Raw genomic sequence first — 25716 nt, forward strand, 5'->3', positions numbered from 1 at the left:
GAAGAAGGGTCTTGCACCGTGTGGTGGAGGGAACACCCCGAGGTGGTGGAGCGAGGAGCGCAGAGGGGGGGGGGGGGGGGGGGGGGGGGGGGGGGGGGACACCCCCCCCCCCCCCCCCCGCACCCGTTTCCACGAGCGGGATCCGGACAACCACAGAGCGCGACGCCACCCCCCCAGCCTCACCCCCCGCCGTGTTCCTCCCACCCCCCGCCCTGTTCCTCCCGTAGGAGGAAATCCGTACGCTGCCCCGAGAGCGGCGGATCCCCTGGCGCGAACTGGGGGGTCGCGCGCCGCCCTGTATGACGTCGATGTGACGGGCGCATGAAACGGTTTGCCGAACATGCGTAGGGTGCAGACAACTCAACAGAAGCAGTGCGCCGGGACGCCGGTGCACGGGGACCGGATCGACGGGCGAAGGAGGGAGCCGGAGCGATGGGCGACCACAAAGAGCAGTCCCTTCGGGTGGGCGCGGCCGTGCGCCGCCGGCGCCGCGCGCTGGATCTCACCCTCGCAGCCGTGGCCGAGCGCAGCGGCCTGTCGGTCCCGTTCCTGAGTCAGATCGAGAACGACCGGGCGCGCCCCAGCCAGAGCTCCCTGGAGAAGGTCGCCGACGCCCTGCGCACCACCGCCGTGGAACTCCTCGCCGCGGCCGACCCGGCGTGCAGCGTGGACGTCGTCCGCGCCGAGGGCGCCGAGCCGCTGCCCCAGCCCCGGACCCGGTCCCTGGTGCGCGGCCACCACCAGATGCACGCCTCCGAGTTCATCGGCGACCATGACGCGGGCCGTGAATTCCAGTACCGCAACGACCAGTTGATGTACGTCGCCGACGGGGTGGTGGAGGTCGAGGCGGAGGGCCGCGCCTACCGGCTCGGCCGCGGCGACACGCTGTACCTCACCGGCGGCGTACGGCACCGCTGGCGGGCCACGGAGTCGGACACCCGCGTGATCGTCGTCGCCGTGGCGGAGCACATCGAGGCGGTCCGGGACCGGCCACGCCGTTGAGGGTCGTCTCGCTGGTCCCCTCGCTGACCGAGGCCGTCGCCCGGTCCGCGCCCGGCGCCCTGGCCGGCGCCACCGACTGGTGCACCCATCCGCCCGGCCTGGACGTCGTACGCGTCGGCGGCACCAAGAACCCCAAGCCCGACCGGATCCTCTCCCTCGCCCCCGATCTGGTGATCGCCAACGAGGAGGAGAACCGCGAGCCCGACCTCGCGGCCCTGCGCGCGGCGGGCGTCGAGGTGCTGGTGACGGAGATCCGCGATGTGCCGGGGGCCTTCCGGGAACTGGCCCGGGTCCTGGACGCCTGCGGGGTGGCGGGGCGCCCGCGCTGGCTGGACGAGGCGGAGCACGCCTGGTCCTCCCTGGCGCCGCCGGTGACCCGCCTGACGGCGGTCGTGCCGATCTGGCGCCGCCCGTGGATGGTCCTGGGCCGCGACACCTTCGCGGGCGACGTCCTGGCCCGCCTCGGCGTCGACCACGTGCACGCGGCGCACCCCGACCGCTACCCCCGCATCCCGCTGGAGGAGTTGCGCGCCGCGGCGCCGGACGTGGTGATCCTCCCGGACGAGCCCTACCGCTTCACCGCCGACGACGGCCCCGAGGCCTTCCCCGGCCTGCCCTGCGCGCTCGTCAGCGGACGGCACCTCACCTGGTACGGACCGTCGCTGGCCGAGGCACCACGGGTGCTGGCCCGGGCCCTGCGAGCAGCTCGCCCCTGAGCAGCCCGCGTACGGTGCCCGCGGCGGCGGTGCCCCACGCGACGACAAGCACCGCGTACAGGACGACCGCCGGCCCTTCGTAGGCCACGAGCCCGGTGTGCCGGCCCAGGGCCTCGGCGCCCGTGACACAGGTGCCGACCGGGAAGGTGAACGACCACCACGTCATCGCGAACCGCATCCCGTGCCGCCGGGCGCGCAGCACATGGACGGTGGCGAGGCAGAACCACAGCAGCGCGAACCCCATCACGGGCACGCCGTAGAGCACGGCGAGCGCGCCGAAGCCCTGGCTGTACGGCGCCGGTACGACTCCGGGGGCGGTGTCCGCGAACGCGCCGACGGCGGTCGTCGACTGCCCGAGCGGCCCCAGTACCAGGAACAGCGTGGGGGTGAGGGCGAGGGGCAGCGGCCCGCCGGTGAGCAGCCGCGCGAAGACCAGCGGCAGCATGACGAGCGTCGCGAGCAGACTGAGCCCGAACAGCGCGAAGCAGCCCAGCAGCAGAGTCTCCCGGGCCTGCCCCGGAGGCAGATGAGGAACCAGCAGCGGCCCGACGGCGGCCGACACCATGGGCGCGACCAGCGGCAGCAGCCACACGGGCGTGGCCTGTCCCGGCTCGACCCGGTGCCGTACGGCCATCAGATACGGCACGGCGACGGCGGCGGCCAGCCCGAGAGCCGTACCGGCGCCGAACAGCACGGCGTCGAGCGCGACGGCCGCCCGTACGCCGATCACGTCCCGGCCCACGGTGAGGGCACCGCCGCCCACGGCGAGCAGGGCCATGGCGAGACAGCCGTAGAAGGGGGCCGTCGCCGGGTCGAGGAGATGGGCGCGGGCCTGGTCCCGGTGGTGGACCCAGTGCACGGCCCGGGCCCCGAGCAGGGCCAGGAGCAGGACGAACGCGAGGGCCCAGACACCGGCGAGCACGGAGCGCAGCCCGGGAAGGTGCGACGGCAGGGCGGCTCCGGCGGTGGCGACGACGGCGGTGCCCATGACGGTGGCGTACCAGTTGGGGCCGAGATGACGGACCGACACGGGGTACGCGAGGGGCTGGGCTGCGGTGACCATGATTCCTACGGTCGGTGAGCCGGAGCCGTACCACCAGGGAGTATGCCTCTATGGCGACATAAGCTGGGTTTATGAGCAGGACGGATGAGCAGGGTGGCGTGCCGACCGCCGGAGCCGGGTCCCTGGGGCACCGGGTGCCGGATCTCGGCGCGCTGGAGCTGCTGTTGGCGGTGGCGCGGCTCGGCAGCCTCGGCGGGGCCGCGCGGGAACTCGGCATCACCCAGCCCGCGGCGAGCAGCCGGATCCGGTCGATGGAGCGACAGCTCGGCGTGGCGCTGGTCGACCGTTCGCCGCGCGGGTCCCGGCTGACGGACGCCGGTGCGCTGGTGACGGACTGGGCGCGGCGGATCGTCGAGGCGGCGGAGGCGTTCGACGTGGGGGCGCAGGCGCTGCGCGACCGCCGTGACTCGAGGTTGCGGGTGGCGGCGAGCATGACGATCGCCGAGTACCTGCTGCCGGGCTGGCTGCTCGCGCTGCGCGCCCAGCGGCCCGACACGGCGGTGTCCCTGCACGCCGGCAACTCGACGGTGGTGGCGGAACGCCTGCTGTCGGACGAGGCGGATCTGGGCTTCGTGGAGGGGCTGTCGGTCCCGACGGGGCTGGACTCGGTGGTCATCGCCCACGACCGGCTGATAGTGGTCACGGCTCCCGGCCACCCCTGGGCCCGCCGCCGACGCCCCCTGGCGGCGGCGGAGTTGGCATCGACGCCGCTGATCCTGCGCGAGAAGGGCTCGGGTACGCGGCAGGTCCTGGACGCGGCGCTCGGGGGACTGGCCCGGCCGCTGATCGAGTTGTCCTCCACGACGGCGGTCAAGGCGGCGGCGGTGAGCGGGGCGGGGCCGTCGGTGCTGAGCGAACTGGCGGTGGGGGAGGAACTGGCGATGCGGCGGCTGGTGAGCGTGCCGGTGGAGGGGGTGGCGCTGGCGCGGGATCTTAGGGCGGTGTGGCCTACGGGGCATCGGCCTACCGGTCCGGCCCGGGATCTGCTGTCGCTGACGCGGGGGTAGTTTTCTCGCCCCCGCCGCCCTTGCCCGTCCCATCTCCAGGGGCGCCGCCCCGGCGGCGCGAGACGGAGTCCGAGCTGCTGGCCGCCACCGCCGCGCCGCCCCTTCGTCCCCGCTGGGGGCTGCGACCCCAGACCCCGCTTCGGCCTGAACGGCCTCGTCCTCAAACGCCGGACGGGCTGGATGAGGGCTGGGCCCGCCCCTTGGCCGACGGCTTCGGCCTGGGCGGTCTCGTCCGTGGGCGCCGGACGGGCTGGGGAGGGGGCGCGAGCCCGGCTTCTTGGCTGACCGATTCGGGTCGTGGGTGGGCACAGGCCCGGGGGGTCCAGGGGGTTCCGCCCCCTGGTGGGCCGTGCGCGCACCGGGGTCAGTTCGCTGTTGCCGCTTCCACCAGCGCCCGCATCACCCGCAGATCCTCACCCATCTCCGGGTGCCACTGCACACCCAGCACCCACCCCGGGTGGCTCGGCAGTTCCAGTGCCTCGATCGTCCCGTCCGCCGCGTGCGCCGACGGGACCAGGCCCTCGCCCAGACGGTCCACGGCCTGGTGGTGATACGTCGGTACGAACGACTCCTCCGGCACGACACCGCCGTAGAGGCTCCCCGGCACCGGCTTGACCGCATGGCCGCCGAAGACGCCCACGACCTCCGCATGCCCCTCGATGTGCTGGACGAGCGTCCCGCCGAGGGCCACGTTCAGCAGCTGCATGCCCCGGCAGATACCCAGCAACGGCACCCCCGCAGCCAGCGCCGCGCCGATCAGGGCCAGCTCCCACGCGTCCCGCTCCCGCGCCGGCGGCCCGGTCCGCGGCTCGCGCTCCGCCCCGTAGCGGACCGGCTCGACATCCGGCCCGCCCGCGATGACCACCCCGTCCAGCCGGGCCACGACATCGGCCGCGTGCAGCGGGTCGTCCGGCGGAAGCATCGCGGCCAGTCCGCCCGCCCGCCGCACCAGCCGCGGGTAACCGGCCGGCAGCAGCGCCGCCTCCAGCTCCCATACGCCCCAGCGCGCACCGGACTCCAGATACGTGCTGACCCCGATCAACGGCCTGGACACAGAAACTCCCTCATCTCGACGCCCCGGTCCACCTCAGTCCCGTGACAACTCTGCCTCGGCCGCCGCCAGCGCCGCGAACTCCTCCTCCGGTGCCTTCGCCACCAGCCGCTTCCTGCTGTACAGGCCGAAGTACCCGACGGCGACGGCGTACACCACCAGCGCGATGACCGCCGCCGTCACATCCACCAGGAACGTGGCCACCAGCGCCGCACAGGCCAGCACCAGGGCGACCGAGGAGGTCACCACCCCGCCCGGGGTGCGGTACGGCCGCGGCAGCTCCGGCTCGCGGCGGCGCAGCACGATGTGCGACAGGGACATCAGCGCGTAGGAGATGGTCGCGCCGAAGACGGCGATGTTCAGCATGCGGGCGCCGTTCCCCGAGACCGCCGCCAGCAGGAAGCCGATCGTGCCGGGCACCAGCAGGCCCAGGTACGGGGCCTTGCGGCGGCTGGTCAGGGACAGGAAGCGGGGCAGGTATCCCGCGCGGGACAGGGCGAACAGCTGGCGCGAGCCCGCGTAGATCAGGGAGAAGAACGAGGCCACCAGGCCGGCCAGGCCCGCGTAGTTCACGATCCGGCTCAGTGTCGTCGCCTCGCCGCCCGGCTGCAGCGCCTCGACCAGCGGGTTGCCCGCCTCCTGGATCGCCGCGGAACCGCGTGTGCCCGCCGCCGCGAAGAACGTGACCACGGCCAGCACCACCAGGATGCCCATGGACCAGCGGATCGCCTTCGGCAGCGTACGGGCCGGATCCCTGGTCTCCTCGGCGGCCAGCGGCACCCCCTCGACGCCCAGGAAGAACCACATACCGAACGGGAACGCCGCCCAGATGCCGAGCAGACCGAACGGCAGCCAGGAGCTGGACCCCGCGGCGGAGGCGTCGACAGGGATGTCGTCCAGCGACGCGAAGGAGAAGTCCGGCAGTGCCGCCAGCGCGAACACGATCAGGGCGGCGACCGCGATGCCGGTGACCACGAAGCTGAACCGCAGCGCCTCGCCCACGCCCCACAGATGGATGCCGAGGAAGATCGCGAAGCAGACCAGGTACATCGGCCAGCCGGATTCCAGGCCGAACAGGCCCAGCGACTCGACGTAGTCCCCGATGAAGATGACGATCGCGGCGGGCGCGAGGACGTACTCGATGAGGATCGCCGTACCGGTCAGAAAGCCGCCCCAGGGGCCCAGTGCCCGTCGGGCGAAGCCGTAGCCGCCGCCCGCCGTCGGCAGGATCGAGGACAGCTCGGCGAGGGCGAAGACCATGCAGGCGTACATCGCGCCCATGAGCACCATGGCGATCGCGAGCCCGCCGAAGCCGCCCTCGGCCAGGCCGAAGTTCCAGCCCGAGTAGTCGCCGGAGACGACGTAGGCGACGCCGAGGCCGGTCAGCAGCACCCAGCCGGCGCTGCCCCGGCGGAGCGCTCTGCGTTCCAGATAGTCGTCGCCCTCCGGGGCGGCGGGAGTGGTGGTGGGTTCCTGGGACATGGGCAGACTCCCCCGGGGCGGCGGACACGGCATCGAGCGGGCTTCGACTCAACGGAACTCAATGGAATGAGGCCATACCTTTGCGGTGCCGACCAAGGGAAGGCAAGACCCGTGCGTTAATCGCCCGTAAATCCTCACCCCGCCGGAACGCGGCCCGGCTCAGCCGAGGAACCCGCGCAGCAGCGCCGCCGTCCCCCCGCAGTGCTCGCGCATGATCTCCCGCGCCTGATCCGCGTCGCCCTCGATCACGGCCTCCACCAGGGCGGTGTGTTGCCGCTGGGAGTGCTCCAGGTTGCGCACGAGGAGCGGGATGCAGTCGAGCAGGTCGTTGACGCTCGCGCGCACGGCCGCGTACTGGGCCGTGAGCGTGGGGGAGCCGGACAGCTCGGCGAGCGTGAGGTGCAGCAGCGTGTCCAGGCGGCGGTAGTCGGAGAGCGGGGCGTCGTGCGTGCGCGCCAGGGCCTCACGGAGCCGCTCCGCCTGCTTCTCGTCCAGTCCGTGCGCCGCGCACAGCCCGGCCGCGCCGACCTCCAGCACCTCCCGGAAGCGCAGCACGTCCTCTATGTCGACCTCGGCGACCCGGCGCCGCAGTTCGTCCTCGCCGCCCGCGTCCGTACGCGGCCGCACGAACGTCCCGCCGTACCGGCCGCGCCGCGACTCGACCAGACCCTGGTCCTGGAGCACCTTCAGTACTTCGCGCAGCGTCACCCGGCTGATCCCCAGCCGCTCCGCCAGTTCCCGCTCGGCCGGCAGCCGCTCGCCCCCCGCCACCAGGCCCAGCCGTACGACCTGGAGGATCTGCTCCAGCGCCTCCTCGAAGCCGTTGCCCGCGCGCACCGGCCGCAGTACCGGCGTCAGCCCGTCCCGCACCTCGCCCCCAGCTTCCTCCGGCATGTGGCCGTACCCCCTTCCCAAGCAATGGTTCTCCGCAATACCTTATGGCTCCCGGCGGATCCAAGGCAGCGGATCCAAGGAGCCTAGGAGGCCTTCCCGTGGCAGACCGCACACCCCCGCTGAGCGTCGAGGAGCTGCACGCCCTCGTCGCGGGCGGTGAGATCGACACTGTCGTCCTGGCCTTCCCCGACATGCAAGGGCGGCTCCAGGGCAAGCGGTTCGCCGCTCGCTTCTTCCTCGACGAGGTGCTCCAGCACGGCACCGAGGGCTGCAACTACCTGCTCGCCGTCGACACCGAGATGAACACCGTCGAGGGCTACGCGATGTCCTCCTGGGACCGCGGCTACGGCGACTTCGCGATGCACCCGGACCTGAGCACGCTGCGCCGCGTCCCCTGGAACGAGGGCACGGCCATGCTCCACGCCGACCTCGCCTGGAACGACGGCTCCCCGGTGGTGGCCGCGCCCCGCCAGATACTGCGCCGCCAGCTGGAGCGCCTGGCCGAGCTGGGCTACACCGCCCAGGTCGGCACCGAGCTGGAGTTCATCGTCTTCAAGGACAGCTACGAACAGGCGTGGGACGCCAACTACAGCGGTCTCACCCCGGCCAACCAGTACAACATCGACTACTCCGTCCTCGGCACCGGCCGCATCGAGCCCCTGCTGCGCCGGATCCGCAACGAGATGGCGGCGGCCGGCCTCACCGTCGAGTCCGCCAAGGGCGAGTGCAACCCAGGCCAGCACGAGATCGCCTTCCGCTACGACGAGGCCCTGGTCACCTGCGACCAGCACTCCGTCTACAAGACCGGCGCCAAGGAGATCGCCGCCCAGGAGGGCATGTCGATCACCTTCATGGCCAAGTACAACGAGCGCGAGGGCAACTCCTGCCACATCCACCTCTCGCTCGCGGACGCGGACGGCGGCAACGCCATGGCCGGGGACGGCGAGGGCGGCATGTCGGACGTCATGCGGCACTTCCTCGCCGGCCAGCTCGCCGCCCTCCGCGACTTCTCCCTGCTCTACGCCCCCCACATCAACTCCTACAAGCGGTTCCAGCCCGGCTCCTTCGCCCCGACCGCCGTCGCCTGGGGCCACGACAACCGCACCTGCGCGCTGCGCGTGGTCGGCCACGGCCGCTCCCTGCGCTTCGAGAACCGGCTGCCCGGCGGCGACGTCAACCCCTACCTCGCCGTCGCCGGACTCGTGGCGGCCGGTCTGCACGGCATCGAGCAGAAGCTGGAGCTGCCCGAGCCCTGTCCCGGCAACGCCTACACCGCCGACTTCGCCCACGTCCCCACCACCCTGCGCGAGGCCGCCGAGCTCTGGGAGAACAGCACCGTCGCCAAGGCCGCCTTCGGGGACGAGGTCGTCGCGCACTACCGCAACATGGCGCGGGTCGAACTGGACGCCTTCGACGCCGCGGTGACCGACTGGGAGCTGCGCCGCTCCTTCGAACGCATGTGAGGCCCCTCTTGTCTTCCGATCACCTCCTGGAAGTACTGAACCCCGCGACCGAGGAGGTCGTCGCCGCCATCGCGGCGGCCGGCCCGGCCGACGTCGACGCGGCGGTCACCCTGGCTACCCGGGCCCAGACCGTCTGGGCCGCCCTCGCGCCCGGCGACCGTGCCCGGCTGCTGCGCCGCTTCGCGGCCACCGTCGACGAGCACCTGGAGGAACTGGCCCGGCTGGAGGTCCGCGAGGCCGGCCACCTCATCGGCAACGCCCGCTGGGAGGCCGGCAACGTCCGCGACCTGCTGGACTACGCGGCCGGGGGAGTGGAGCGGCTCACCGGCCGGCAGATCCCGGTACCCGGCGGCCTGAACGTCACGATCCTCGAACCGCTCGGTGTCGTCGGCGTGATCGCGCCCTGGAACTTCCCCATGCCGATCGCCGCCTGGGGCACGGCACCCGCACTCGCGGCCGGCAACGCGGTCATCCTCAAGCCCGCCGAGACCACCCCCCTCACCGCCCTGCGCCTCGCCGAACTCGCCCTGGAGGCCGGGCTCCCCGAGCACCTCTTCCAGGTCCTGCCGGGGCACGGCGCCGTCACGGGCGAAGCACTGGTACGGCACCCCGGCGTCGCCAAGATCGTCTTCACCGGCTCCACCCGCACCGGCACGCGCGTCGCCGCGCTCGGCGCCGAGCAGGTCAAGCCCGTCACCCTCGAACTCGGCGGCAAGAGCCCCAACATCGTCTTCGCCGACGCCGACCTCAAGACCGCTGTCGACCCCTTCTCCTTCCTCGACAACTCCGGCCAGGACTGCTGCGCCCGCACCCGCGTCCTGGTCCAGGACTCGGTCTACGACGAGGTCCGCGCGCTGCTCGCCGAGGCCCTGGCCGCCGTGGTGGTGGGCGACCCGGCCGACGAGAAGACCCAGATGGGCCCGCTGATCTCCCGGCAGCAGCTCGACCGCGTCCGGGGTTTCGTCCCCGACGACGCCCCGGCCCTGCGCGGCAGCGCACCCGAGGGGCCCGGCTTCTGGTTCCCGCCGACCGTGCTCACCGGCGAGCGGCCCGACTCGGCGGCGGCCTGCGAGGAGATCTTCGGCCCGGTGGCCGTCCTGCTGCCGTTCACCGACGAGGCGGACGCCATCCGCCTGGCCAACGACACCCCGTACGGCCTCTCCGGCTCCATCTGGACGAGGGACGTCGGCCGGGCGCTCCGCGTCTCCCGGGCCGTCCGCGCCGGCAACCTGTCCGTCAACTCCCACGCCAGCGTCCGCTACTGGACTCCGTTCGGCGGCTACAAGCAGTCGGGCGTCGGCCGCGAACTCGGCCCCGACGCCCTGAACGCCTTCACCGAAACCAAGAACGTCTTCATCAGCACGGAAGGCCCCGCACAGTGACCCAGGCTCAGGAGAACATCTGCCGCCGACTGGTCGGCCGTACGGCCGTCATCACCGGAGCCGGCAGCGGCATCGGCCTCGCCACCGCCCGCCGCCTCGCCTCCGAGGGCGCGCACGTCGTCTGCGGCGACGTCGACGAGGCACGCGGCAAGGCCGCCGCCGAGGAGACCGGCGGCACCTTCGTCAAGGTCGACGTCACCGACCCCGAGCAGGTCGAGGCCCTCTTCCGGACCGCCTACGACACCTACGGCAGCGTCGACATCGCCTTCAACAACGCCGGCATCTCCCCGCCCGACGACGACTCCATCCTGGAGACCGGCCTGGAGGCCTGGAAGCGCGTCCAGGAGGTCAACCTCACCTCCGTCTACCTGTGCTGCAAGGCCGCCATCCCGTACATGCGGCGCCAGGGCAGGGGCTCGATCATCAACACGGCGTCCTTCGTCGCGAGGATGGGCGCCGCCACCAGCCAGATCTCGTACACGGCCTCCAAGGGCGGCGTCCTGGCCATGTCCCGCGAACTGGGCGTCCAGTTCGCCCGCGAGGGCATCCGGGTCAACGCCCTGTGCCCGGGCCCGGTCAACACCCCTCTCCTCCAGGAGCTGTTCGCCAAGGACCCGGAGCGCGCCGCGCGCCGCCTGGTGCACGTCCCGGTCGGCCGCTTCGCCGAGGCCGAGGAGATCGCCGCCGCCGTCGCCTTCCTGGCCAGCGACGACTCCTCCTTCGTGAACGCCACCGACTTCCTCGTCGACGGCGGGATCGCGGGGGCGTACGTCACCCCCCTGTAGGCCCCTGGCTCTAGAGTGCCGGGATGAGCATGACGCCTCCGCCCGGCTGGTATCCCGACCCGCACGGCCCCCATCTGGAACGCTGGTGGGACGGCACGTCCTGGACCGAGCACCGCCGCGCGCCCGGGGGCGGCGCCGGCCCGGTGCCCCCGCCCCCGGGCGGCGGCACCGGGCGCGCGAAGGCGGTCGCCCTCGTCGCCGCCGGGGCGGTCCTGGTCGCGGCGACCGTCACCGGCGCCCTGGTCCTCACCAGCGGCGACGACAGCGGCGCGGAGACGAGGACGGTTCCGACAGCCCCCGGCCCCACGGCGTCGCAACCCTCGGAGCCGACTCCCGAGACGTCCACCTCCGAGCCGTCCGCCGACGACCCGGCCGTCGTCGAGGACCAGCTCAACGGCGTCACCTTCCCGCTGCTCGACGGCTGGGTCCGCCCGCAGTACGTCGCCGAGGACGACGTCGTCATGACGACGGACGGCACGTACGACTGCCCCGGCGACGGCACTGCCTGCCGCCACGGCCTCGTCATCTCCCGCACGGTCACCGCCAACGACGAGAAATCCCCCGAGGCCCTCGCCAAGGCGGACATCTCCGAGGCGGCCGAAGAGGCCTACGACCGCGACAGGATCGGCCGCAAGCCCCACGGGGGCATGGAATCCCACGAGGTCGTCAAGTCCGGCCCGGTCGCGGTGGCGGGCCGCGCCGGGTACTTCGTGCGCTGGCGCGTCCACACCGCCAAGGGGCCGGGCGGCTACGTCCAGTCGCTCGTCTTCCCCTCCAGCGTCGGCACCGAGTCACCGGTCCTCGTCCGGTACGTCTTCGACGCGGGCGAGGACGGACCGCCGCTCGCCGACATGGACCGCGTCACCAAGGGCATCCGCCCGGTCGGCGACGCGGACACGGGCGGCGGCGTCGGCAGCAGCATCGGCCCCTCGGACTGAACGGCCGACCGGCTCACGGGCTACAGGAACGTGTGCCCCTCGCCGCGATAGGTCGGCACGGTCGCCGTCACCGCGTCGCCCTCGATCAGCCGCAGCTGGTCGAACCGCTCGCACAGCTCACCGGCCTTCGCGTGCCGGAACCAGACCTTGTCACCGATCAGCAGATCGTCGGCGGGCGAGCCGAGCAGCGGCGTCTGCACCTCACCGGCCCCCTCCTGCGGGTCGTAGCGCAGCCCCTCGGGCAGGTACGGCACGGGCGACCGGTCGGCCCCCGCGGCCCCGGAAGCGGGATACCCGCCACCGAGCACGGTCACCACGCCCACCCCGGGTCGCCGTACGACCGGTTGGGCGAACAGGGCCGCCGGACGGCCGCTGAACGACGTGTAGTTGTCGAACAGGCGCGGCACGTACAGCCCCGACCCGGCGGCGATCTCGGTCACCGAGTCCTCCGCCGCCGTGTGCTGCACCGAGCCGGTGCCGCCGCCGTTGACGAACTCCAGCCCCGGCACGACGGCCCGCACCGCGCGCACCACCTCCGCACGCCGCTCGGCGAGTTCACGCTTGGCGGCGGCCTGCATCAGCCGTACGGCACGCGACCGCAGCGGACGTCCCGCCACCGCGTCACCGACACCGGCGACATGTCCCTCGTACGCCATGATCCCCACGACCTCGAAGCCCGGCCGCCTGGCCACCGCCCGGGCCACGTCCGCGACCTGCGCGGGGGAGTGCAGCGGCGAACGCCGGGCTCCGACGCGCACCCGCCCGCCGAGCAGCCTCAGGGACGTGTCCAACTCCAGGCACACCCGCACCACTTCACGACCGCCGCCCCGCGAGGCGTCGATCAGATCGAGCTGGGCGACATCGTCGACCATGACGGTGACGGCCGCGGCGAGCTTGGGATCACCGGCGAGCTCGGCGTACGCGGCACGGTCGGCCGACGGGTAGGCGAGCAGCACGTCCTCGAACCCCGAGCGGGCCAGCCACAGCGACTCGGCGAGCGTGAAGGACATGATCCCGGCGAATCCGTCCCGGGCCAGGACGCGTTCCAGCAGCGCCCGGCACCGCACGGACTTGCTGGCGACCCGGACGGGCTTGCCCCCGGCGCGGCGGACCAGATCGGCGGCGTTGGCGTCGAAGGCCTCCAGGTCCACGATCGCGAGAGGGGCGTCGAGATGGGCTGTGGCCCGGTCGTAACGGGCCCGGTCGGCGGCGCGCGCAGTCATGAACGCAGCCTGCCAGACTGGATTACCGCAGGGTAGGGGGACGTTCCGGGCAGATGCCCCGGGGTCGTGGACTGGTTCCCGTTCGCGCAGGAACAAGCCGTAGAGTGACGCGCACGTACGGCGGAACGGGCCGGCCGGGAATCCGCGCCGGGATGACGCTCCGTCCGTACGGGTATGTGTGCCCGGGACGATTCCGTGCCGGGCCTCGGGCAGGACGCCACCGGCCCGCGCAGAACGCAGCGGCCCGGGCACGAGGAAACGGGGGGTGCATGAGCACGGAAGCGCGGCGTGCCTCCTTCCCCCCACGCCCCACCAGCCCACCGCGTCCCCCACACTCCCCGGAGAACACGGCAGCCGACCCGTCCGACACGACTACGGGCGACGACGCCTCGTCGGGCGCGGACGGGCGCGAGTCTTCTGACGCCGGCTGGTCGAGTACGACGTGGGGCGAGAGCTCGACGGCGGGTTCACCGAGGCCGTCCCCGGCACGGAACACCGACCAGCCCGGGCCCGCCACCGGGCGTGTGTCGCCGGGTGGCGCTGCGTCGGGACCGCGTGCGTCGGCTCCCGCGGAGACGGACGGGCGTGGGCGCTCCGGTGCCGGTGGCTCGGCGGCGGGGCCGCTGCGGCCGTCCTCGGCGCGGGACACCGACCAGCCCGGGTCTGCCGTTGCCGGAGCGCGGAGTGTGTCGGACGGGCGTGGGTTCTTCGGTGCCGGTGGCCTGACGACCGATGCGCAGGGGCCCTCCTCGGCGCGTGAGGCGGCCTCGACGGGCTCTGCCGCCGAGGACCGGGCCACGTCCCGCGGGCGTATCGGCACGGGTGGCTCATCGGCAGGGGGCGGGACTGGTCCTGGAACGGTGGCTCGGGGTGGCGGCGCGGCCGGTCCGGGATCCTCCGGCTCCGGCGGTGGCTCGAACGGGCGCCCTCGCTTTCCGAGCCTCGGCGCCACCGCGCCCGAACGCACCGAGTCCACGACACCGCCCCCGCCGCTCGCCTCCGCTCGCTTCCCGGACACGCCGCCCGGCGTCCGCACCGAGACCCGGCCCGAGTCGAACAGGCCGTCCACCCCGCCGGACACCCCTCCGCGACCGCGTCACCTTCCGGGCTCCTCCGGCCGGCCCGGGCCGCTCCCCACGCCACGCCGTACCGGCGCCCCCGCCGAGAACGCGGCGGAGACGACCCGACGCCTGCGGCCGATCCCCGCGGACCCGTCACCGGCCGAGACCGCCGAAACCTCCGGCCCTCCCCGTTCCGTACGCCCCGGCACCCCGCCGCGCCCCACCCGTGAGCCGCAGGCCGGCGCGGGCTCGCTCGCCGGAGCCGGCGCCGATACCCGTTCCGGCGACGGCCCCGCGATGCGCATGCCGCCCGCGCCCACCCAGCGGCCCCGCCCCGCGCCCCCGGCCTCTCCGCCCCCGGAGTCCGCCCGCGTCGCTCCCGACCCGGCCTTCTCCTGGAGCGCCCCCCTGACCCCCGGCGGGACACTCACGGGCGCCCGGCCCGTCGTGTCGTTCGGTGAGCCCGAGGGATACGACGGCGACGCCCGGCCCCGCCCGCTCGGCCGGCGCGGCGCGTCGCAGGCCGCCGCGGCCGCCGCCTGTCTCGTGCTCGGGCTGGGACTCATCTCGGGTGCGGCCACCGGCAGCTGGCTGGTCGGTGACTCCGGCGATGAGGGCTCGCGCAGCACCTTCGCCACGGCCGGAAGCCTCTGGCACAGCGTCCCCGTCGACCAGCTGTTCCCGCCCACCGTGCAGGGCCGGGGCGCCGGCCCCGGCGGAGCCGACCGCACCTGGACCCGGATCGCAGTCGCTCCGGACAGCGGCTGCAAGGACGCCTTCGACCCCCTGCTGCGCAAGGCCCTCGCCCCCGTCGGCTGCGAGCGGCTCCTGCGCGCCACCTACACCGACGCCACCCAGAGCTACGTCACCACCGTCGGCCTGCTCTTCACCACGGCCGACGCCCCGGGCATGACCTCCCTCGCGAACCGTTTCCGCAAGGAGCGCCTGGACCGCCGCAGTGATCTGATGCCCCTGCCGTACGCCGCCCAGGACACCCCCGCCGCCCGCTTCGGCAAGGGGCAGCGCGCCTCCTGGACCGTCTCCGTGCTCACCGAGGCCCCGGTCGTCGTCTACGCCGTCTCCGGCTGGGCCGACGGCCGCACCGTCGCCGACCCGCAGCCCGCCGAGGACGCCATGGAGCCCAACGCCACCACCGCCCCGGCCCAAGCAGGCCTCGGCAACGAGGCGCAGGGCCTCGCCGACCGCGTCGAACGCGGCCTCCGCAAGAACGTCCGCTCGGCCACGGAGCAGCCGTCGTGAAAGCCGCAAGCCGCCCGGCCAGGCGCGCCGCAGCGACCCGGCGGGCCGGAGCCCTCGGCGTCCTGCTCGCCGCGGGCCTCGTCCTCCTGCCCGCCCCCGCCGCCCACGCCGACAGCATCCGCGCCCAGCAGTGGGCCCTGGAGGCCATGCACACCCAGGAGGCCTGGCAGACCACGAAGGGCGACGGCGTCACCGTCGCCGTCCTGGACACCGGTGTCGAGGCCGACCACCCCGACCTGATCGGCAACGTCCTCACCGGCAAGGACCTGGTCGGCTTCGGAGCCGAGCCGGGCGACCGCGCCTGGGCCCGGCACGGCACGGCCATGGCCGGCATCATCGCCGGCCACGGACACGGACCGGGCAACGCCGACGGCGTCCTCGGCATCGCACCCGAGGCGAAGATCCTCCCCGTCCGCGTGATCCTGGAGGACGGCGACCCCTCCCGCGCCAAGGCCCGCAGCACCCGCGGCAACGCCCTCGCCGAGGGCATCCGCTGGGCCGCCGACCACGGCGCCGACGTCATCAACCTCTCCCTGGGCGACGACTCCGCCTCCGCGCACCCTGAGCCCACCGAGGACTCCGCCATCCAGTACGCCCTGAAGAAGGGCGTGGTCGTCGTCGCCTCCTCGGGCAACGGCGGCGAGAAGGGCGACCACATCTCCTACCCGGCCGCCTATCCGGGCGTCATCGCCGCCACCGCCGTCGACCGCTCCGGAACCCGCGCCACCTTCTCCACCCGCCGCTGGTACGCCACCGTCAGCGCCCCCGGCGTCGACGTCGTCATCGCCGACCCCGACCACAAGTACTACGAGGGCTGGGGCACCAGTGCCGCCGCCGCCTTCGTCTCCGGCGCCGCCGCCCTGGTCAAGGCCGCCCACCCGGACCTGACCCCGGCCCAGATCAAGTCGCTTCTCGAGGAAACCGCCCGCAACGCCCCCGTCGGGGGCCGCGACGACTCCCGCGGCTTCGGCTTCATCGACCCGGCCGCCGCCATCAAGGCCGCCGACGGGGTCAAGCCGGAGGGCCTGCGCTCGGCGGCGCACAGCGAGAAGTACTTCGGCAGCGGCCCGGACTCCGCCGGGTCCGGTGACGACACCGCCGAATGGGCCGCCCCCCTCGCGGGCAGCGCGGGCGCCGTCCTGCTGGTGGCGGCCGTGGTCCTGTGGCGCGGCCGCCGCACGCACCGCGACGAGTTCTAGCCGCCGGCCGCCGGAACCGCTGCCGAAGTGGTGGCACCCGGCCGATAGGGTCGATGACCGTGGCGAACAAGAACATCCCCGACCCCGGCTTCTCCGACGACGACGGCTCCGCCGACCCCCGGCTGAGCGCGGCGCTCGCCGCCTGGTCGCAGGACCGCGGCGCGTTCGGCCCGGTCCTCGACGCCCTCAAGGGCGCCCGGCTGCTCGTCCCCGTCGTGGCCGTGCTCGGCGAGGTCGAGGAGGACGAGCGGGGACTGCGCCGCGAGAAGACCAGCGACATGGCCGTACCGACCCTGAAGGCCGGCAACCGCACCGCCCTCCCCGCCTTCACGTCCACGGACTCCCTCGCCCGCTGGGACCCGGCGGCCCGCCCCGTCGCCGTCCCCCTGCACCAGGCGCTCCAGGCCGCCGCCCACGAGAAGGCGGACACGGTCGTGCTGGATCTGGCCGGACCCGTGCCCTTCGAACTGACCGGCTCCGCGCTGCTCGCCCTCGCGGAGGGCCGGTCGGCCACCGACCCGCTGGCCGACCCGGCCGTGATCACGGCCGTACGCGATGCCGTGGCCGCCGAGCCCGCCGTCCTGCGCGCCCACCTCGGGCCGGGCCGGGCCGACGGCACCCTCGCCCTGGTCCTCGATCCGTCCGCGCCCCCGGCCGAGGCCGCCCGGGCCGTCGCCCAGCGTCTCGCCACCGACGAAACACTGAGGGCCCGCCTGGTGCGCGGCCTCGACCTGGCACTGCTGCCGGCCGAGGCGACGCCCCCGGGCGAGCCCTTGTACGAACGCTGACGGACCGGCCCTACCGGCCGGCCCAGAACCAGAACTAGCCGTATACCGGTCCCGTGTACTTCTCGCCCGGCCCCTGGCCCGGCTCGTCCGGGCTCAGCGAGGCCTCGCGGAACGCCAGCTGCAGCGACTTCAGACCGTCGCGCAGGGGCGACGCGTGGAAGGAGCTGATCTCGGTCGCGGAGGCGTCCAGCAGGCCGGCCAGCGCGTGCACCAGCTTGCGGGCCTCGTCCAGGTCCTTGTGCTTGTCGCCCTCCTCGGTCAGGCCGAGGTTCACCGCGGCGGCGCTCATCAGGTTGACGGCGACCGTCACGATCACCTCGACCGCCGGGACCTCGGCGATGTCGCGGGCCATGGCGTCGAAGTCGGGGGACTCAGGAGGGGTCTCACTCATGCCCCACACGATAGGCGCAGGGCGGGCCCTCGCCGCACCAGGCCCCGGGGCGTCCCAATTAGCCGTTCCTGGCCATTGCTGGTAACCTCGTGTAACGACCGGTCGGACCCGTATGCCTCACGGCCCGCGAGCCCGACCCACAAGTGGAGGCTTTCGAACTCCCACCTGACCGCCCCCAGGGCGTCGGGTCACCGGTCAGACGATCCCGTCCCAGCGGCGGCGATCCGTCCGAAAGCGCGCCCCGCGGTCACCGCGGCGGTGCTCCGGTAGTTCGAGGAGCCCCGCCTGGGATCGTCCGGGGCATTTTTTCTGCTTCGGCTCGGTTAGGTCTATCGAATAGAGACGTTACGCGGCCGTCCGCCAGACCGTCGCGTGGTGCTACCGAGGAGGATCCATCAGCGCCGAGCCCCGCATCAACGACCGGATTCGCGTTCCCGAGGTGCGACTTGTCGGTCCCAGTGGCGAGCAGGTGGGCATCGTCCCCCTGGCCAAGGCACTGGAGCTTGCGCAGGAGTACGACCTGGACCTGGTCGAGGTCGCGGCGAATGCCCGTCCGCCCGTGTGCAAGCTCATGGACTACGGGAAGTTCAAGTACGAGTCGGCCATGAAGGCCCGTGAGGCGCGCAAGAACCAGGCGCACACGGTCATCAAGGAGATGAAGCTCCGGCCGAAGATCGACCCGCACGACTATGACACCAAGAAGGGTCACGTCGTCCGGTTCCTCAAGCAGGGCGACAAGGTCAAGATCACGATCATGTTCCGTGGTCGCGAGCAGTCCCGGCCCGAGCTGGGCTACCGACTGCTGCAGCGTCTCGCGGAGGACGTCCAGGACCTCGGTTTCGTCGAGTCGAACCCGAAGCAGGACGGCCGAAACATGATCATGGTCCTCGGTCCGCACAAGAAGAAGACCGAGGCGATGGCCGAGGCTCGCCAGGCGCAGGAGGCCCGCAAGGCGGAAGCGAAGGCCAACCCCGGCCGCTCGCAGAACGCCGCGGAAGCCGACGCGGACGCCGACGTGGACGTCGAGGCGCCGGCCGAGGAGCCCGCCGAGGCGTGACCCCTGGGGACGCGAGTCCCGAGGAAGCAACCGAAACAAGACGACGCTCCACCGTGCCCGGTTTCACGACCGGGCACCGGAGCGCCACCGACGAGGAGAGTACGGCGCTATGCCGAAGAACAAGTCGCACAGCGGGTCCAGCAAGCGCTTCAAGGTCACCGGCTCCGGCAAGGTGCTCCGCGAGCGTGCCGGCAAGCGCCACCTGCTCGAGCACAAGTCGTCCCGTGTGACGCGTCGCCTCACCGGCAACGCCGAGATGGCCCCGGGCGACGCCAAGAAGATCAAGAAGCTTCTCGGCAAGTGACGCTTCGGCGCGTGAGCGCCGTACGTCAGGACCGGGACCCAATCGATTTCGGGCCGTGTGACGACCACCGCGGCCCCGCTACAAGGAGTTAAAAAGTGGCACGCGTCAAGCGGGCAGTGAACGCCCACAAGAAGCGCCGGGCGATCCTCGAGCAGGCTTCCGGCTACCGCGGTCAGCGTTCGCGCCTGTACCGCAAGGCCAAGGAGCAGGTCACCCACTCGCTGGTCTACAACTACAACGACCGCAAGAAGCGCAAGGGTGACTTCCGTCAGCTGTGGATCCAGCGCATCAACGCCGCTGCCCGCGCCAACGGCATCACGTACAACCGCTTCATCCAGGGTCTGAAGGCCGCGAACGTCGAGGTCGACCGCAAGATCCTGGCCGAGCTGGCCGTCAACGACGCCGGTGCGTTCGCCGCGCTCGTCGAGGTCGCCCAGAAGGCGCTGCCGAGCGACGTCAACGCGCCCAAGGCTGCGTGACGACGCGCCGGCCGCAAGCCGACGTGATTCAAGGACCCGCAGGCCGAACGGCCTGCGGGTCCTGCTGTGCAGCTACGAGAAAGTGAACAGGATGTCCCCCGCCACGCCCGAGCTCATCTCCCCCCGCTCGCCCCGTGTCCTGGCCGCGCGGCGGCTGGCCAAGCGGAACTTCCGGGGGAAGGAGCGGCTGTTCCTCGCGGAGGGACCGCAGGCCGTGCGCGAGGCGGCCGGGCATCGGGCCGGGGACACGGCCACGCTCGTGGAGCTGTTCGCGACGCTGGAGGCCGCCGAGCGGTACGCCGACATCGTGGGGGCGGTCCGGGACACGGGTGCCCGGGTGCACCTCGCCTCCGAGCAGGTCATCGCCGACATCTCCACCACCGTCACCCCGCAGGGACTCGTCGGCGTCTGCCGGTTCCTGGACACGCCCTTCGAGGAGGTCCTCGAGGCGCGCCCCCGGCTCGTCGCCCTGCTCGCGAACGTCCGCGACCCCGGCAACGCCGGAACCGTGCTGCGCTGCGCCGACGCCGCCGGCGCCGAGGCGGTCGTGCTGAGCGACGCCTCCGTCGACGTGTACAACCCCAAGGCAGTCCGCGCCTCCGTCGGTTCCCTGTTCCACCTGCCCGTCGCCGTCGGTGTCCCCGTGGAGCAGGCGGTCGACAGGCTGCGGGCCGCCGGTGTCCGGGTCCTCGCCGCCGACGGGGCGGGCGACCGCGATCTCGACGAGGAACTCGACAAGGGCACCATGGGCGGGCCGACCGCCTGGGTCTTCGGGAACGAGGCCTGGGGCCTCCCGGAGGAGACCCGCGCCCTCACCGACGCCGTCGTGCGCGTCCCGATCCACGGGAAAGCCGAGAGCCTGAACCTCGCCACCGCCGCGGCCGTATGTCTCTATGCGTCCGCGCGTGCACAGCGCGCCGCCGGAGGGTGCCGTTCCGTCACCGGGAACTAGTAGGGTGACCAGCTCAGGGACCCTCCCCCAAGCTGTCGGCTGCGCTCGAGCAGGGGGGACCCCCATGGAACCTGAGAGGCGGGGAACGGGGATGAGCGTCGGCACGAGCAGCGCACCGGGAGCCCAGGACGCCGGGAACCCGCCCGCCGCGTTCGGGCCGCCCGGTGATCTCGCCGGCCTCGGCATAGACCCCGACCAGCTGCCCGACGGACTCGTCGTCGCCGACGAGCAGGGACGGGTCATCTGCTTCAACGCCGCCGCCCAGCGCATCACCGCCGTCACCGCCCGGGACGCCCTCGGGCAGCGGCTGGAGAAGGCCCTGCCGTTAGAGGACCTGGAGGGGCGCCGCTGGTGGCAGCTGACCGACCCGTACGGCGGCCTCGCCATCCGTGTCGGACAGCCCGAGCGCAACCTCCTTCTTCCCGGCGGCCGTGAGGTGCTGGTCTCCGCGCGCTACGTCCGCAGCCGGCCCACCGGGCCCCTCCGGCGTCTCGTCGTCACTCTGCGCGACACCGAGGCCCGGCGCCGCACCGAGCGCAGCCACGCCGAGCTGATCGCCACCGTCGCCCACGAACTGCGCTCCCCCCTCACCTCGGTCAAGGGCTTCACCGCCACCCTGCTCGCCAAGTGGGAACGCTTCACCGACGACCAGAAGCGGCTGATGCTGGAGACCGTCGACGCCGACGCCGACCGGGTCACCCGGCTCATCGCCGAGCTGCTCGACATCTCGCGGATCGACTCCGGCCGGCTGGAGGTGCGCCGCCAGCCCGTCGACATCGGCGCGGCCGTCGGACGGCACATCCAGGCCTACGTCGCCGCCGGGCAGGGGGCCGACCGGTTCCTGCTGCGCGTCCAGCAGCCGCTGCCCGACCTGTGGGCCGACCCCGACAAGATCGACCAGGTGCTCAGCAACCTCCTGGAAAATGCCGTGCGGCACGGCGAGGGAACTGTCACGATCGACGTCACGGCCACGGCGTCCCTCCGCGAGGGCGAGTTCGCCGAGAACGCAGCCACGTCGGTCACGGTGAGCGACGAGGGGCCCGGGATCCCGGAGGAGTCCATGAACCGCGTCTTCACCCGCTTCTGGCGGGGCAGCAAGCGCGGTGGCACCGGCCTCGGGCTCTACATCGTCAAGGGCATCGTCGAGGCCCACGGCGGCACCATCACGGTCGGCCGCGCGCCCGGCGCCGGCGCCGAGTTCCGATTTACGTTGCCCGTGAGCGCTCCGGCCTATCTCGCCTGAGCCGCCCGCGGGCGCATTCGTATACCTCCACCCCGTTAGACTCGGCCATTGGCACCCATGTGTCCTGCACACGGCCCATCCCCGAGTCTCGGAGTCGGTGACGGGGACCCTCAGCCTGGGGGCACCTCCCAGCGGAAGCTGGGGGACAATCGGAAGCACGGGAAGAGATGTCGGCACCCAATAAGTCGTACGACCCGGTCGAGGTCGAGACACTGAAACCGGAAGAGATCGAGCGCATGCGGGACGAGGCGCTCGCCGCCTTCGCCGCCGCGGACTCCCTCGACGCGCTCCAGGAGGCCAAGGTCGCCCACACCGGCGGCACCTCCCCGCTGGCCCTCGCCAACCGCGAGATCGGCGCTCTGCCCCCGCACGCCAAGGCGGAGGCCGGCAAGCGCGTCGGCCAGGCACGCGGCGCCGTGAACAAGGGCCTCGCCGCCCGCCAGGCCGAACTCGAGGCCGAGCGGGACACCCGCGTGCTCGTCGAGGAGTCCGTGGACGTCACGCTGCCCCACGACCGTGTACCGGCCGGCGCCCGGCACCCGCTCACCACGCTGTCGGAGCGCATCGAGGACATCTTCGTGGCCATGGGCTACGAGGTCGCCGAGGGCCCCGAGGTCGAGGCCGAGTGGTTCAACTTCGACGCCCTGAACATCGGCCCGGACCACCCGGCCCGCGGCGAGCAGGACACCTTCTTCGTCAAGGGCCCGCAGGGCGGCACCGAGTCCGGCGTCGTGCTGCGCACGCACACCTCGCCGGTGCAGATCCGTTCCCTGCTCGACCGCGAGCTGCCGGTCTACGTGATCTGTCCCGGTGTCGTCTACCGCACCGACGAGCTGGACGCCACGCACACGCCCGTCTTCCGGCAGGTCGAACTGCTCGCGGTCGACGAGGGCCTCACCATGGCCGACCTCAAGGGCACCCTGGACCACATGGTCCAGTCGCTGTTCGGCGAGGGCATGAAGACCCGGCTGCGGCCGAACTTCTTCCCCTTCACCGAGCCGTCCGCCGAGATGGACATGGTCTGCTACGTCTGCCGCGGCGCCTCCGTCGGCAACCCCGACCGCTCCTGCCGTACCTGCTCGTCCGAGGGCTGGATCGAGCTGGGCGGCTGCGGCATGGTCAACCCGCGCGTGCTGCGGGCCTGCGGTGTCGACCCGGAGAAGTACAGCGGTTTCGCCTTCGGGTTCGGCATCGAACGGATGCTGATGTTCCGCCACAACGTCGAAGACATGCGAGACATGGTCGAGGGTGACGTCCGGTTCACCCGGCCGTTCGGGATGGAGATCTGATGCGGGTCCCGCTTTCTTGGCTGCGGGAGTACGTCGACCTGCCGGAGACGGAGACCGGTCGTGACGTGCAGGCCAAGCTGATTTCGGCCGGTCTGGAGGTCGAGACCGTCGAGCAGCTCGGCGCCGACCTCAAGGGTCCCCTGGCCGTGGGCCGGGTGGCGACCATCGAGGAGCTGACGGAGTTCAAGAAGCCGATCCGCTTCTGCACCGTCGACGTCGGCCAGGCCAACGGCACCGGCGAGCCCCAGGAGATCGTCTGCGGCGCCCGCAACTTCGCCGTCGGCGACAAGGTCGTCGTGGCCCTGCCCGGTGCCGTCCTGCCCGGTGACTTCCAGATCGCCGAGCGCAAGACCTACGGCAAGATGTCGCGCGGCATGATCTGCTCCAGCGACGAGCTGAACATGGGCGACGACGGCACCAAGGGCATCATCGTGCTGCCCCCGGAGACCGAGGTCGGAAAGGACGCCGTCGAGCTGCTGGAGCTGGTCGACGAGGTCCTGGACATCGCCGTCACCGCCAACCGCGGCGACTGCCTGTCCATCCGCGGCGTCGCCCGCGAGACCGCCATCGCCTACGGCCTGCCGCTGCGCGACCCGGCGCTGATCGACGTGCCCGGCCCGAACGCGTACGGCTACCCGGTGCGGATCTCCGACCCCACCGGCTGCGACCGCTTCACCGCCCGCACGGTGGCCGGCCTGAGCGCCGAGGCCCGCTCCCCGATCTGGTTGCAGCGCCGGCTGCAGAAGGTCGGCATGCGCCCGATCTCGCTCGCCGTCGACGTCACCAACTACGTGATGATGGAGCTCGGCCAGCCGCTGCACGCCTACGACCGCGGCCTGGTCCAGGGCACCATCGGCGTGCGCCGGGCCGAGCAGGGCGAGAAGCTCACCACCCTCGACGGTGTCGAGCGCACGCTGGGCGCCGAGGACCTGGTGATCACCGACGACCGCGGCCCGATCGGGCTCGCCGGTGTCATGGGCGGCGCCAACACGGAGATCGCCGACCACGACGACGTGGAGAACGCCACGGCCGACGTCGTCATCGAGGCCGCGCACTTCGACGCGGTGTCGATCGCGCGTACGGCCCGCCGGCACAAGCTGTCCTCCGAGGCGTCCCGGCGCTTCGAGCGCGGTGTCGACCCGCAGGCCGCGGCCGCTGCCGCGCAGCGCACCGTCGACCTGCTGGTGCTGCTCGCGGGCGGCACCGCCGAGGCCGGCGTCACCGAGGTCCTCGCCCCGACCGCGCCGCGCACCATCACCGTCCCGGCCGACCACCCGGACAAGGTCGCGGGTGTCGTGTACGGCCGCGAGACCGTCGTCCGCCGCCTCCAGCAGGTCGGCTGCGACGTGTACGGACAGGACGAGCTGATCGTCACCGTGCCGTCCTGGCGGCCGGACCTCACCGACCCGAACGACCTGGCCGAAGAGGTCATCCGCCTGGAGGGTTACGAGAACCTGCCCTCCACGCTGCCCAGGCCGCCGGCCGGCCGTGGCCTGACCCACCGGCAGCGGCTGCACCGCCGCGTCGGCCGGGCCCTGGCCGGTGCCGGGTACGTCGAGGCGCCGAACTACCCGTTCGTCAGCGAGCGGGTCTTCGACCAGCTCGGCCTGGAGTCCGACGACCCGGCCCGCCGCGTCGTGAAGCTCAGCAACCCGCTGAGCGACGAGGAGCCCGCGCTGCGCACGTCGCTGCTGCCGGGTCTGCTGGGTGCCCTGCGGCGCAACGACGGCCGGGGCTCGCACGATCTCGCGCTGTTCGAGACCGGCCTGGTCTTCCAGCCGCGTGAGGAGCAGCCGACCGCCGCCGTGCTGACCGTCGACCGCCGCCCGACCGACGAGGAACTCGCCGAGCTGAACGCCGCGCTGCCCGTGCAGCCGCGGCACGCCGCCGTCGTCCTCGCCGGTGCCCGCGAGCAGTCGGGCTGGTGGGGCAAGGGCCGCCCGGCCGACTGGGCCGACGCGGTCGAGTCGGCGCGGACCGTCGCCCGTGAGGCGGGCGCCGAGCTGATCATCCGCAAGGGGCAGTACGGGCCGTGGCACCCGGGCCGGTGCGCCGAGCTGGCGATCACCGTGGACGGTGCCGAGCGGGTCGTGGGACACGCGGGGGAGTTGCACCCGCGCGTCGTCAAGGCGCTGGGCCTGCCCGCGCGTACCTGCGCGATGGAGATCGACCTGGACGCGGTGGAGAAGGCCGGCGACGTCGCGCTGACGGCGCCGCGGATCTCCGCGTTCCCGGTGGCCACGCAGGATGTCGCCCTGGTCGTCGACGCGGTGGTTCCGGCGACGGAGGTCGAGGAGGCGCTGCGTGCCGGGGCCGGGGAGCTGCTGGAGTCGATCCGGCTGTTCGATGTGTACGAGAACGTCGAGCAGTTGGGTGAGGGGCGGAAGTCGCTCGCGTACGCGCTGCGCTTCCGGGCGGCTGACCGGACGCTGACGGTGGATGAGGCGTCGGCGGCTCGGGATGCGGCGGTGGCGCTTGCGGGTGAGCGGGTAGGGGCTGAGTTGCGGAGTTAGCGCCGTGGGGGACTGTGTTGTTTGCCGGCTGCGGGTTCGTCGTGGCTTGTCGCGCAGTTCCCCGCGCCCCTGACAGTCGGACTGGCTCACTCATTTGAGTGGCAAACGTGGGTGAGTCTGCCCTTCCGGGTGTGCTGTGGACAGAATCGGACCGGCCCCTTCGGGCCGGTCCGT

At 72.8% G+C, this 25716-nt stretch carries 23 protein-coding genes; 17 read left to right on the forward strand and 6 right to left on the reverse strand.

Annotated elements, in window-relative coordinates; genetic code table 11:
• The first annotated feature begins 432 nt into the window (after nucleotides 1–432).
• The gene (locus tag ACZ58V_RS35840; RefSeq protein ID WP_468197425.1) at nucleotides 433–1002 is read left to right on the forward strand and encodes a helix-turn-helix domain-containing protein; all 570 of its coding nucleotides are present in this window, start codon (nucleotides 433–435) and stop codon (nucleotides 1000–1002) included.
• The gene (locus ACZ58V_RS35845) at nucleotides 999–1718 is read left to right on the forward strand and encodes a helical backbone metal receptor (RefSeq protein ID WP_468197428.1); all 720 of its coding nucleotides are present in this window, start codon (nucleotides 999–1001) and stop codon (nucleotides 1716–1718) included. The genes ACZ58V_RS35840 and ACZ58V_RS35845 overlap by 4 nt, the downstream gene beginning before the upstream one ends.
• Here the strand turns inward: ACZ58V_RS35845 and ACZ58V_RS35850 are convergent.
• Entirely contained in the window at nucleotides 1645–2781 is a 1137-nt protein-coding gene (locus ACZ58V_RS35850; protein ID WP_471295334.1) for a TDT family transporter, read from the reverse strand. The genes ACZ58V_RS35845 and ACZ58V_RS35850 overlap by 74 nt on opposite strands.
• A 71-nt stretch (nucleotides 2782–2852) precedes the next feature.
• Here ACZ58V_RS35850 and ACZ58V_RS35855 point away from each other — a divergent pair, with 71 nt between their 5' ends.
• Complete coding sequence (locus tag ACZ58V_RS35855; protein WP_471295336.1) at nucleotides 2853–3788, forward strand: LysR family transcriptional regulator; 936 nt, start codon at nucleotides 2853–2855, stop codon at nucleotides 3786–3788.
• Nucleotides 3789–4152: 364 nt separating this feature from the next.
• Here ACZ58V_RS35855 and ACZ58V_RS35860 read toward each other — a convergent pair whose 3' ends face one another.
• From ACZ58V_RS35860 to ACZ58V_RS35870, 3 genes are all read right to left on the reverse strand, one after another.
• On the reverse strand, nucleotides 4153–4830 hold the full coding sequence (locus tag ACZ58V_RS35860; RefSeq protein WP_468197508.1) for a gamma-glutamyl-gamma-aminobutyrate hydrolase family protein: 678 nt from the start codon (nucleotides 4828–4830) through the stop codon (nucleotides 4153–4155).
• Between the two features lie 45 nt (nucleotides 4831–4875).
• On the reverse strand, nucleotides 4876–6321 hold the full coding sequence (gene eat / locus ACZ58V_RS35865; protein WP_468197436.1) for an ethanolamine permease: 1446 nt from the start codon (nucleotides 6319–6321) through the stop codon (nucleotides 4876–4878).
• 159 nt (nucleotides 6322–6480) lie between these two features.
• Nucleotides 6481–7215 carry a FadR/GntR family transcriptional regulator gene (locus ACZ58V_RS35870; RefSeq protein ID WP_468197438.1) on the reverse strand — a complete coding sequence of 245 codons (735 nt, stop codon included), beginning with the start codon at nucleotides 7213–7215 and terminating at the stop codon, nucleotides 6481–6483.
• 98 nt (nucleotides 7216–7313) lie between these two features.
• On the opposite strand from ACZ58V_RS35870, the gene ACZ58V_RS35875 reads away from it, so the two are divergent.
• The 4 genes from ACZ58V_RS35875 to ACZ58V_RS35890 are packed head-to-tail and all read left to right on the forward strand — an operon-like array spanning nucleotide 7314 to nucleotide 11783.
• Complete coding sequence (locus ACZ58V_RS35875; protein ID WP_471295340.1) at nucleotides 7314–8678, forward strand: glutamine synthetase family protein; 1365 nt, start codon at nucleotides 7314–7316, stop codon at nucleotides 8676–8678.
• 8 nt (nucleotides 8679–8686) lie between these two features.
• Nucleotides 8687–10060, forward strand: coding sequence for an aldehyde dehydrogenase family protein (locus ACZ58V_RS35880; RefSeq protein WP_471295343.1), 1374 nt, complete (start codon nucleotides 8687–8689; stop codon nucleotides 10058–10060).
• Nucleotides 10057–10845: a 3-oxoacyl-ACP reductase gene (locus ACZ58V_RS35885; protein WP_468197446.1), complete on the forward strand. Its 789-nt coding sequence runs from the start codon at nucleotides 10057–10059 to the stop codon at nucleotides 10843–10845. Before ACZ58V_RS35880 ends, ACZ58V_RS35885 begins: the two co-directional genes overlap by 4 nt.
• A 29-nt stretch (nucleotides 10846–10874) precedes the next feature.
• Nucleotides 10875–11783: a DUF2510 domain-containing protein gene (locus ACZ58V_RS35890; protein ID WP_471295422.1), complete on the forward strand. Its 909-nt coding sequence runs from the start codon at nucleotides 10875–10877 to the stop codon at nucleotides 11781–11783.
• A gap of 20 nt (nucleotides 11784–11803) precedes the next feature.
• Here the strand turns inward: ACZ58V_RS35890 and ACZ58V_RS35895 are convergent, their stop codons facing one another.
• Nucleotides 11804–13006: an amino acid deaminase/aldolase gene (locus ACZ58V_RS35895; RefSeq protein WP_184597366.1), complete on the reverse strand. Its 1203-nt coding sequence runs from the start codon at nucleotides 13004–13006 to the stop codon at nucleotides 11804–11806.
• 860 nt (nucleotides 13007–13866) lie between these two features.
• On the opposite strand from ACZ58V_RS35895, the gene ACZ58V_RS35900 reads away from it, so the two are divergent.
• Genes ACZ58V_RS35900 through ACZ58V_RS35910 form a run of 3 tightly spaced genes read left to right on the forward strand, consistent with a single transcriptional unit; the run spans nucleotide 13867 to nucleotide 17314 of the window.
• Nucleotides 13867–15327, forward strand: coding sequence for a hypothetical protein (locus ACZ58V_RS35900; RefSeq protein ID WP_471295346.1), 1461 nt, complete (start codon nucleotides 13867–13869; stop codon nucleotides 15325–15327).
• Nucleotides 15324–16526, forward strand: a complete 1203-nt coding sequence (gene mycP / locus ACZ58V_RS35905) for a type VII secretion-associated serine protease mycosin (RefSeq protein ID WP_471295347.1) — start codon at nucleotides 15324–15326, stop codon at nucleotides 16524–16526. The genes ACZ58V_RS35900 and mycP overlap by 4 nt, the downstream gene beginning before the upstream one ends.
• Before the next feature lie 59 nt (nucleotides 16527–16585).
• Nucleotides 16586–17314, forward strand: coding sequence for an SseB family protein (locus tag ACZ58V_RS35910; protein ID WP_471295424.1), 729 nt, complete (start codon nucleotides 16586–16588; stop codon nucleotides 17312–17314).
• A 34-nt stretch (nucleotides 17315–17348) separates the two neighbouring features.
• Here the strand turns inward: ACZ58V_RS35910 and ACZ58V_RS35915 are convergent, their stop codons facing one another.
• Nucleotides 17349–17705 (reverse strand): DUF1844 domain-containing protein, encoded by a 357-nt coding sequence (locus ACZ58V_RS35915; RefSeq protein WP_471295349.1) that lies wholly within the window; start codon nucleotides 17703–17705, stop codon nucleotides 17349–17351.
• Between the two features lie 394 nt (nucleotides 17706–18099).
• Here ACZ58V_RS35915 and infC point away from each other — a divergent pair, with 394 nt between their 5' ends.
• From infC to pheT, 7 genes are all read left to right on the forward strand, one after another.
• On the forward strand, nucleotides 18100–18762 hold the full coding sequence (infC, locus tag ACZ58V_RS35920) for a translation initiation factor IF-3 (RefSeq protein WP_359896758.1): 663 nt from the start codon (nucleotides 18100–18102) through the stop codon (nucleotides 18760–18762).
• 109 nt (nucleotides 18763–18871) lie between these two features.
• The gene (rpmI, locus tag ACZ58V_RS35925) at nucleotides 18872–19066 is read left to right on the forward strand and encodes a 50S ribosomal protein L35 (RefSeq protein ID WP_003989075.1); all 195 of its coding nucleotides are present in this window, start codon (nucleotides 18872–18874) and stop codon (nucleotides 19064–19066) included.
• Nucleotides 19067–19161: 95 nt separating this feature from the next.
• A complete protein-coding gene (rplT, locus tag ACZ58V_RS35930; RefSeq protein ID WP_004002577.1) occupies nucleotides 19162–19545 on the forward strand; it encodes a 50S ribosomal protein L20 in 384 nt (127 codons plus the stop codon).
• 91 nt (nucleotides 19546–19636) lie between these two features.
• Nucleotides 19637–20497: a TrmH family RNA methyltransferase gene (locus tag ACZ58V_RS35935; RefSeq protein WP_471295352.1), complete on the forward strand. Its 861-nt coding sequence runs from the start codon at nucleotides 19637–19639 to the stop codon at nucleotides 20495–20497.
• 91 nt (nucleotides 20498–20588) lie between these two features.
• On the forward strand, nucleotides 20589–21740 hold the full coding sequence (locus tag ACZ58V_RS35940) for a sensor histidine kinase (protein WP_468197453.1): 1152 nt from the start codon (nucleotides 20589–20591) through the stop codon (nucleotides 21738–21740).
• 167 nt (nucleotides 21741–21907) lie between these two features.
• Nucleotides 21908–23029, forward strand: a complete 1122-nt coding sequence (pheS, locus tag ACZ58V_RS35945; protein ID WP_471295353.1) for a phenylalanine--tRNA ligase subunit alpha — start codon at nucleotides 21908–21910, stop codon at nucleotides 23027–23029.
• Complete coding sequence (pheT, locus tag ACZ58V_RS35950; protein ID WP_471295356.1) at nucleotides 23029–25542, forward strand: phenylalanine--tRNA ligase subunit beta; 2514 nt, start codon at nucleotides 23029–23031, stop codon at nucleotides 25540–25542. The genes pheS and pheT overlap by 1 nt, the downstream gene beginning before the upstream one ends.
• Nucleotides 25543–25716 lie beyond the last annotated feature (174 nt).

Source organism: Streptomyces sp. NPDC040589 (assembly GCF_055594445.1).

What these genes read in the sequence shown, in the direction of transcription:
- ACZ58V_RS35840 (WP_468197425.1), top strand. Translation starts at nt 433, where the DNA reads ATGGGCGACCACAAAGAGCAGTCCCTTCGGGTGGGCGCGGCCGTGCGC.
- ACZ58V_RS35850 (WP_471295334.1), bottom strand. Translation starts at nt 2,781, where the DNA reads ATGGTCACCGCAGCCCAGCCCCTCGCGTACCCCGTGTCGGTCCGTCAT.
- ACZ58V_RS35855 (WP_471295336.1), top strand. Translation starts at nt 2,853, where the DNA reads ATGAGCAGGACGGATGAGCAGGGTGGCGTGCCGACCGCCGGAGCCGGG.
- eat (WP_468197436.1), bottom strand. Translation starts at nt 6,321, where the DNA reads ATGTCCCAGGAACCCACCACCACTCCCGCCGCCCCGGAGGGCGACGAC.
- ACZ58V_RS35870 (WP_468197438.1), bottom strand. Translation starts at nt 7,215, where the DNA reads ATGCCGGAGGAAGCTGGGGGCGAGGTGCGGGACGGGCTGACGCCGGTA.
- ACZ58V_RS35890 (WP_471295422.1), top strand. Translation starts at nt 10,875, where the DNA reads ATGACGCCTCCGCCCGGCTGGTATCCCGACCCGCACGGCCCCCATCTG.
- ACZ58V_RS35895 (WP_184597366.1), bottom strand. Translation starts at nt 13,006, where the DNA reads ATGACTGCGCGCGCCGCCGACCGGGCCCGTTACGACCGGGCCACAGCC.
- ACZ58V_RS35915 (WP_471295349.1), bottom strand. Translation starts at nt 17,705, where the DNA reads ATGAGTGAGACCCCTCCTGAGTCCCCCGACTTCGACGCCATGGCCCGC.
- rpmI (WP_003989075.1), top strand. Translation starts at nt 18,872, where the DNA reads ATGCCGAAGAACAAGTCGCACAGCGGGTCCAGCAAGCGCTTCAAGGTC.
- ACZ58V_RS35935 (WP_471295352.1), top strand. Translation starts at nt 19,637, where the DNA reads ATGTCCCCCGCCACGCCCGAGCTCATCTCCCCCCGCTCGCCCCGTGTC.
- ACZ58V_RS35940 (WP_468197453.1), top strand. Translation starts at nt 20,589, where the DNA reads ATGAGCGTCGGCACGAGCAGCGCACCGGGAGCCCAGGACGCCGGGAAC.
- pheS (WP_471295353.1), top strand. Translation starts at nt 21,908, where the DNA reads ATGTCGGCACCCAATAAGTCGTACGACCCGGTCGAGGTCGAGACACTG.
- pheT (WP_471295356.1), top strand. Translation starts at nt 23,029, where the DNA reads ATGCGGGTCCCGCTTTCTTGGCTGCGGGAGTACGTCGACCTGCCGGAG.